This is a genomic window from Mycobacterium sp. (genome assembly GCF_032159565.1).
GTDB lineage: Bacteria > Actinomycetota > Actinomycetes > Mycobacteriales > Mycobacteriaceae > Mycobacterium.
The window spans coordinates 20,413-27,696 of record NZ_JAVHWR010000040.1; the positions used below are offsets into that span (position 1 = coordinate 20,413).

Here is a 7,284-nt window from a genome sequence, read left to right on the forward strand (position 1 = left end):
CACACGAAGTAGGAAGACGAAAGCCACCGATGAGCGCTTGCGCGAAGAGGAGAACCCCATGGCAGAGTTGACGATCTCGGCGGACGAGATCCAGGGCGCCATCGAGGAGTATGTCGCCGGTTTCGAAGCCGACACCGAGCGCGAGGAAATCGGCACTGTCATCGACGCCGGCGACGGCATCGCGCACGTCGAGGGCCTCCCGTCGGTGATGACACAGGAGCTGCTGGAGTTCCCGGGCGGTGTGCTCGGTGTTGCGCTCAACCTCGACGAGCACGCCATCGGCGCGGTGATCCTCGGCGACTTCGAGAAGATCGAACAGGGCCAGCAGGTCAAGCGCACCGGCGAGGTGCTGTCGGTACCCGTTGGTGATGCCTTCCTCGGACGTGTGGTCAACCCCCTGGGTCAGCCGATCGACGGTCGCGGCGATGTCGAAACCGACGAGCGACGCGCCCTGGAACTGCAGGCGCCGTCTGTGGTGCAGCGTCAAGGCGTCAGTGAGCCGCTTCAGACGGGCATCAAGGCGATCGACTCCCAGACCCCGATCGGGCGCGGTCAGCGCCAGCTGATCATCGGCGACCGCAAGACCGGCAAGACCGCGGTATGTGTGGACACGATCCTCAACCAGCGCCAGAACTGGGAGACCGGCGACCCCGACCAGCAGGTCCGTTGCGTGTACGTGGCGATCGGCCAGAAGGGCACCACCATCGCCAGCGTGCGCCAAACCCTCGAAGAGGGTGGCGCGATGGAGTACACCACCATCGTCGCTTCACCGGCCTCCGACTCGGCCGGCTTCAAATGGCTTGCGCCGTACACCGGGTCGTCCATTGCCCAGCACTGGATGTACGACGGCAAGCATGTGCTGATCGTGTTCGACGACCTGACCAAGCAGGCGGAGGCCTATCGTGCCATCTCGCTGCTGCTGCGCAGGCCGCCCGGCCGCGAGGCGTACCCGGGAGACGTGTTCTACCTGCACTCCCGGCTGCTGGAACGCTGTGCCAAGTTGTCCGACGAGCTCGGGGGCGGCTCGCTGACGGGCCTGCCGATCATCGAGACCAAGGCCAACGACATCTCGGCCTACATCCCGACCAATGTCATCTCGATCACCGACGGCCAGTGCTTCCTGGAGACCGATCTGTTCAACCAGGGTGTGCGCCCGGCGATCAACGTCGGCGTTTCGGTTTCGCGTGTCGGCGGTGCCGCTCAGATCAAGGCCATGAAAGAGGTGGCCGGATCGCTGCGACTGGATCTCTCGCAGTATCGCGAGCTCGAATCGTTCGCCGCGTTCGCTTCCGACCTCGACGAGACATCCAAGGCGCAGCTGGATCGCGGCGCTCGGCTGGTGGAATTGCTCAAGCAGCCGCAGAACAGCCCGATGCCGGTCGAGGAGCAGGTCGTCGCGATCTTCCTGGGTACCAGGGGCCACCTCGACACCGTGCCCGTCGAGGACGTTCAGAGGTTCGAGCGGGAATTTCTCGAGCACGTGAAGGGCTCGCATGAGGGCATCCTCAAAGAGATTCGGGAGAGCAAGAAGCTCTCCGAGGAGCTCGAAGAAAAGCTCGAGAAAGTCGTGAACGACTTCAAGAAGGGCTTCGACACCACCGACGGCAGCTCAGTCGTCCCCGATGAGCACGCCGATGCAATGGACGAAGAAGACGTCGAGAAGGAATCGGTGAAGGTCAACAAGCCCAAGCCGAAGAAGAAATAGGCCGGAGCGCTAATGGCTGCCACACTGCGCGAACTGCGTGGACGTATCCGCTCCGCCGGGTCGATCAAGAAGATCACCAAGGCCCAGGAGCTGATCGCGACCTCGCGTATCGCCAAGGCACAGGCTCGAGTCCAGGCGGCTCGGCCTTACGACCGCGAAATCACCCACATGCTCTCGAACTTGGCCAACGCGAGCGCGTTGGACCACCCGCTGTTGGTCGAACGCGAGAACCCACGGCGCGCCGGTGTGCTGGTGGTGTCGTCGGACCGTGGGCTCTGCGGCGCGTACAACGCCAACGTCTTTCGGCGGTCGGAGGAGTTGTTCTCCTTGCTTCGCTCGGAGGGCAAGGAACCCGTGCTGTACACCGTGGGCCGAAAAGCCCTCGGGTACTACAGCTTCCGCAATTGGGATGTGCTCGACTCCTGGACCGGGTTCTCCGAGCGGCCTGACTACGAGAACGCGCAGGAGATCGCGTCGACACTGGTCGACGCCTTCACCGCAGGCATGGACGACGAGGGCGACGATCCGGGCAAGGACGACGTTCTCGGCGTCGACGAGTTGCACATCGTGTTCAACGAGTTCAAATCGATGATGTCGCAGACCGCGGTCGCGCGCCGGATCGCGCCGATGGTGGTGGAGTACAGCGAAGAGGAGACCGGACCGCAGACGCTGTTCTCGTTCGAGCCGGATGCGGAAACACTGTTCGGCGCGCTTCTGCCACGATATGTCGCCACCCGCATCTTCGCCGCCCTGCTCGAGGCGGCGGCATCGGAGTCGGCATCCCGCCGGCGGGCGATGAAGTCGGCGACAGACAACGCCGACGACCTCATCAAGGACCTGACCCTGATGGCCAACCGCGAACGGCAATCCCAGATCACTCAGGAAATCAGCGAAATCGTCGGTGGCGCTAACGCGCTCTCGGACGCCGCCAACAAGTAGCCCGTAGGAAGCGAAAAGACACATGACTGCTACTGCTGAAAAGAAGACCGACACCGACACCGCGGGCCGCGTCGTGCGCGTCACCGGCCCTGTCGTCGACGTCGAGTTCCCGCGTGGTTCTGTGCCCGAGTTGTTCAACGCGTTGCACGCAGAGATCGACTACAAGGATCTGGCGAAGACGCTGACGCTGGAGGTTGCCCAGCACCTCGGCGACAACTTGGTCCGCTGCATCTCCCTGCAGCCCACCGACGGACTGGTTCGAGGCGTCGAGGTGACCGACACCGGCAACTCGATCTCGGTACCCGTCGGCGACGGAGTCAAGGGCCACGTGTTCAACGCGCTCGGCGACTGCCTCGATGAGCCCGGCTACGGCAAGGACTTCGAGCGCTGGTCGATCCACCGCAAGCCGCCGGCTTTCGACCAGCTGGAACCCCGCACGGAGATGCTGGAGACCGGTCTCAAGGTCGTCGACCTGCTCACGCCCTACGTCCGCGGCGGCAAGATCGCCCTGTTCGGCGGCGCCGGCGTGGGCAAGACCGTGTTGATCCAGGAGATGATCAACCGCATCGCCCGCAACTTCGGCGGCACGTCAGTGTTCGCCGGGGTCGGGGAGCGCACCCGCGAGGGCAACGACCTTTGGGTCGAGCTTGCAGACGCCGACGTGCTGAAGGACACGGCGCTGGTGTTCGGTCAGATGGATGAGCCGCCCGGCACCCGTATGCGGGTCGCGTTGTCTGCGCTCACCATGGCCGAGTTCTTCCGCGATGAACAGGAGCAGGACGTCCTGCTGTTCATCGACAACATCTTCCGGTTCACACAGGCCGGCTCCGAAGTCTCCACACTGCTTGGCCGCATGCCTTCCGCGGTGGGATACCAGCCGACACTGGCCGACGAGATGGGTGAGCTCCAAGAGCGCATCACGTCGACCCGCGGCCACTCGATCACCTCGATGCAGGCCGTGTACGTGCCCGCCGACGACTACACTGACCCGGCGCCCGCCACGACCTTCGCCCACCTGGACGCCACCACTGAGCTCAGCCGTAATGTGTTCTCCAAGGGCATCTTCCCGGCGGTCGATCCGCTCGCGTCCAGCTCGACGATCCTCGATCCGAGCGTGGTCGGCGAGGAGCACTACCGTGTGGCCCAGGAAGTCATCCGAATCCTGCAGCGATACAAGGACCTCCAGGACATCATCGCGATTCTGGGCATCGACGAACTGGCCGAAGAAGACAAGCAGTTGGTGCAGCGCGCCCGCCGCATCGAGCGCTTCCTGTCCCAGAACATGATGGCCGCCGAACAGTTCACCGGCCAGCCCGGCTCGACCGTGCCTCTGAAGGAGACCATCGAGGCGTTCGACAGGCTCACGAAGGGCGATTTCGACCACCTTCCCGAGCAGGCGTTCTTCCTGATCGGCGGTCTCGAAGATCTGAAGCGCAAGGCCGAGAGCCTCGGCGCCAAGATGGACGACAGCGGCAGCGACGGCGCTCCGGCGTCCGGGGACAAGAGCGACGAGGACTCGGACGACGACTCGGACGACGACTCCGCGAAGGACGGCGACTCCGCGAAGGACGACGATTCCGCGAAGGACGACGACTCCGCGAAGGACGACGACTCCGCGAAGGACGACGGCGAAGACAAGAGTGACTAGTCATGGCTGAACTGGATGTGGACATCGTCGCGGTAGAACGCGAAATCTGGTCGGGGAAAGCCACTTTCGTGTTCACCCGCACCACTGCGGGTGAGATCGGTATCTTGCCGCGTCACATCCCGCTGGTGGCGCAGCTGGTTGACGACGCCATGGTCAGGGTCGAACGCGAAGGTGAGGATGATCTGCGCATCGCCGTCGACGGCGGCTTCATGTCCGTCACCGACGAGGGCGTGATCATCCTCGCCGAGTCCGCTGAACTCGAGTCCGAGATCAACGCCGACGCGGCAAAGCGGGACTCCGAGTCCGACGACGAGGCGACCGCAGCCAAAGGCCGCGCCAGGCTGCGCGCTCTCGGCCAGATCGACTAGGGCCACCGATGAGCGCGTCCATGCTGATCATGGCCGCGCTGGTGGGTGTGCTTCTTCTCGTCGTCATCGCCCTGAGCTACCGGCTGTGGAAGCTGCGTCAGGTCGGGGGTACCGCGGCGATTCTGCGTGACTATCCGGCCGTCGGAGGCCAGGGCTGGCGGCACGGGGTAATGCGTTATCGCGGTGGCGAAGCCGGCTTCTACCGGCTCTCCAGCCTGCGGTGGTGGCCTGATCGTCGGCTCAGCCGCCGAGGGCTGGAGATCGTGTCGCGCCGGTCGCCACGAGGCGATGAGTTCGACATCATGACGGCCGAGATCGTGATCCTCGAACTGCGCGACACGAGCCCGGAACGCAAGACCGGCTACGAGGTGGCGCTGGATCGCGGCGCGCTGACCGCCTTTCAATCGTGGCTGGAGTCGCGACCGTCGCCTCGAGCGCGGCGCAGGACGGCCTAATCCCTTGCAAAACCGCCCGGTTGCCACAGCACATCGCCGCCGGGATTGGCGACTCTGCAGAGGATGAAGAGCAGATCGGAAAGCCTGTTGAGGTATTTGGCCGGTAGCACACTGACGCTGTCGGGATGAGCTTCGACCGCCAGCCAGGCCGACCGCTCGGCACGGCGCGCGACGGTTCGGGCCACATGGAGCAAGGCGGACAACGGAGTACCGCCCGGCAGCACAAAAGAATCCAGTGCAGGCAGGGGTGCGTTGAATTGGTCACACCACGCCTCCAACCGGTCGATGTAGCTCTGGCTGATGCGCAGTGGTGGGTGCTCGGGATCCTCGACGACCGGAGTGGACAGGTCAGCGCCCGCGTCGAAGAGGTCATTCTGAATCTGCCGCAGCACCTTGAGCATTTGCTCGTCGGGGTGACCCAAAGAAACGGCAACGCCGATGGCGGCGTTGGCCTCATCGCAGTCGGCGTACGCCGCGAGCCGCGCATCGTTCTTGGAAACCCTGCTGAAGTCGCTCAATCCGGTCGTTCCGTCGTCACCGGTACGGGTGTAAATCCGGGTCAGGTGCACAGCCATGGTCAAACGGTACCGCCGGCGCCTCACCGAGGATTCGGACACCGCCCGCGCCGCTGTTTAAACTAACGCGGTGAGCGAGCGTTTCGTGGTCACCGGTGGAGACCGGTTGTCAGGCGAAGTTGCCGTCGGGGGAGCCAAGAACAGCGTGCTGAAGCTGATGGCTGCCACGCTGCTGGCCGAAGGCACCAGCACGATCACGAATTGCCCGGACATTCTCGACGTGCCGCTGATGGCGGAGGTGCTTCGCGGGCTCGGAGCCAACGTCGAACTGGATGGTGGCACGGTTCGCATCACATCACCCGACGAACCCAAGTACGACGCGGATTTTGCTGCCGTCCGCCAGTTCCGGGCCTCCGTGTGCGTGCTCGGGCCGTTGGTCGGCCGCTGCAAGCGGGCCAAGGTTGCACTGCCGGGCGGCGATGCCATCGGGTCGCGACCCCTGGACATGCACCAGGCCGGGCTGCGACAGCTCGGTGCCCGCTGCAATATCGAGCATGGCTGTGTGGTCGCCGAGGCAGATCATCTGCGCGGAGCGGAGATTCAGCTCGAATTCCCGTCGGTGGGTGCGACCGAGAACATCTTGATGGCGGCGGTGGTGGCGGAGGGCGTCACCACCATCCACAACGCGGCACGCGAACCTGACGTCGTCGACCTGTGCACGATGCTGAACCAGATGGGTGCCCAGATCGAAGGGGCAGGCCTGTCGACGATGACGATCACCGGCGTCGATCGGCTGCATCCAACGGAGCACCGGGTGATCGGCGACCGGATCGTTGCGGCCACGTGGGGAATCGCCGCGGCCATGACCAGGGGTGACATCTCGGTCACCGGCGTCGACCCGCAGCACCTGCAGCTGGTGCTGCACAAGCTGCACGACGCAGGCGCCACTGTCACGCAGAGCGACGACGGCTTCCGCATCGTGCAGTACGAACGGCCCAAGGCGATCAACGTCGCAACGCTGCCGTTTCCCGGCTTTCCGACCGATCTGCAGCCGATGGCCATCGCGCTGGCCTCTATCGCCGACGGCACCTCGATGATCACCGAAAATGTCTTCGAGGCGCGGTTCCGGTTCGTTGAGGAGATGATCCGGCTCGGCGCCGACGCCAGGACCGACGGCCATCACGCGGTAGTCCGGGGCCTTCCGCAGTTGTCCAGCGCCCCGGTGTGGTCGTCAGACATTCGCGCCGGGGCGGGGCTTGTATTGGCCGGCCTGGTCGCGGACGGGGATACCGAGGTCCACGACGTCTTTCACATCGACCGCGGGTACCCGCTGTTCGTGGAGAACTTGGTCAGCCTGGGCGCCGAGATCGAGCGTGTCGTCTAGGTTCGCAGGTCACCGGCCCCGATTTGGGACGCCCGTGTGAGAAGGCGTAGTGTTTCCACTAGCCCACGGCCCCAGTCTTGGACTGGCGGACGTGGTTTGACGTCTCTGCCGATGTCGAGTACAGTGGCAGGGTTGCCTGTAACCGGGTGTGTTGTTTGAGAACTCAATAGTGTGTTTGGTGGTTTTTGTTTGTTGTTTTTGTTTTTTGCCATGCTTCTTTTTCCCGTTTAGGGGTGTGGTTTGTTTTTTTGCCAGTTTGATACTGGTGCT

At 64.1% G+C, this 7,284-nt stretch carries 6 protein-coding genes and 1 pseudogene; 6 read left to right on the top strand and 1 reads right to left on the bottom strand.

Translation table 11 applies throughout. The annotated features are described in order from the left end of the window. The first annotated feature begins 58 nt into the window (after nt 1-58). The 5 genes and pseudogenes from atpA (at nt 59) to QOC76_RS05540 (ending at nt 5,115) form a co-directional block, all read left to right on the top strand. Nucleotides 59-1,705, top strand: coding sequence for a F0F1 ATP synthase subunit alpha (gene atpA / locus QOC76_RS05520; RefSeq protein ID WP_526266428.1), 1,647 nt, complete (start codon nt 59-61; stop codon nt 1,703-1,705). Between the two features lie 12 nt (nt 1,706-1,717). Continuing rightward, nucleotides 1,718-2,644, top strand: a complete 927-nt coding sequence (locus QOC76_RS05525) for a F0F1 ATP synthase subunit gamma (RefSeq protein WP_526266430.1) — start codon at nt 1,718-1,720, stop codon at nt 2,642-2,644. A 22-nt stretch (nt 2,645-2,666) separates the two neighbouring features. Further along, nucleotides 2,667-4,106 (top strand): annotated as a pseudogene (gene atpD / locus QOC76_RS05530) (F0F1 ATP synthase subunit beta); the annotation flags it as partial. Between the two features lie 188 nt (nt 4,107-4,294). Further along, nucleotides 4,295-4,660: a F0F1 ATP synthase subunit epsilon gene (locus QOC76_RS05535; RefSeq protein WP_526266432.1), complete on the top strand. Its 366-nt coding sequence runs from the start codon at nt 4,295-4,297 to the stop codon at nt 4,658-4,660. Nucleotides 4,661-4,668: 8 nt separating this feature from the next. Further along, on the top strand, nt 4,669-5,115 hold the full coding sequence (locus QOC76_RS05540; RefSeq protein ID WP_526266434.1) for a DUF2550 family protein: 447 nt from the start codon (nt 4,669-4,671) through the stop codon (nt 5,113-5,115). On the opposite strand, the gene QOC76_RS05545 is transcribed toward QOC76_RS05540, so the two are convergent. Continuing rightward, entirely contained in the window at nt 5,112-5,690 is a 579-nt protein-coding gene (locus tag QOC76_RS05545) for a cob(I)yrinic acid a,c-diamide adenosyltransferase (RefSeq protein ID WP_526266436.1), read from the bottom strand. The two genes, QOC76_RS05540 and QOC76_RS05545, sit on opposite strands and share 4 nt — an antisense overlap. 70 nt (nt 5,691-5,760) lie before the next feature. Between QOC76_RS05545 and murA the strand changes: the two genes are divergently transcribed. Further along, complete coding sequence (gene murA / locus QOC76_RS05550) at nt 5,761-7,014, top strand: UDP-N-acetylglucosamine 1-carboxyvinyltransferase (protein ID WP_526266438.1); 1,254 nt, start codon at nt 5,761-5,763, stop codon at nt 7,012-7,014. The last annotated feature ends 270 nt before the right edge of the window (nt 7,015-7,284 follow it).

What these genes read in the sequence shown, in the direction of transcription:
- QOC76_RS05545 (WP_526266436.1), bottom strand. Translation starts at nt 5,690, where the DNA reads ATGGCTGTGCACCTGACCCGGATTTACACCCGTACCGGTGACGACGGA.
- QOC76_RS05525 (WP_526266430.1), top strand. Translation starts at nt 1,718, where the DNA reads ATGGCTGCCACACTGCGCGAACTGCGTGGACGTATCCGCTCCGCCGGG.
- atpA (WP_526266428.1), top strand. Translation starts at nt 59, where the DNA reads ATGGCAGAGTTGACGATCTCGGCGGACGAGATCCAGGGCGCCATCGAG.
- QOC76_RS05540 (WP_526266434.1), top strand. Translation starts at nt 4,669, where the DNA reads ATGAGCGCGTCCATGCTGATCATGGCCGCGCTGGTGGGTGTGCTTCTT.
- QOC76_RS05535 (WP_526266432.1), top strand. Translation starts at nt 4,295, where the DNA reads ATGGCTGAACTGGATGTGGACATCGTCGCGGTAGAACGCGAAATCTGG.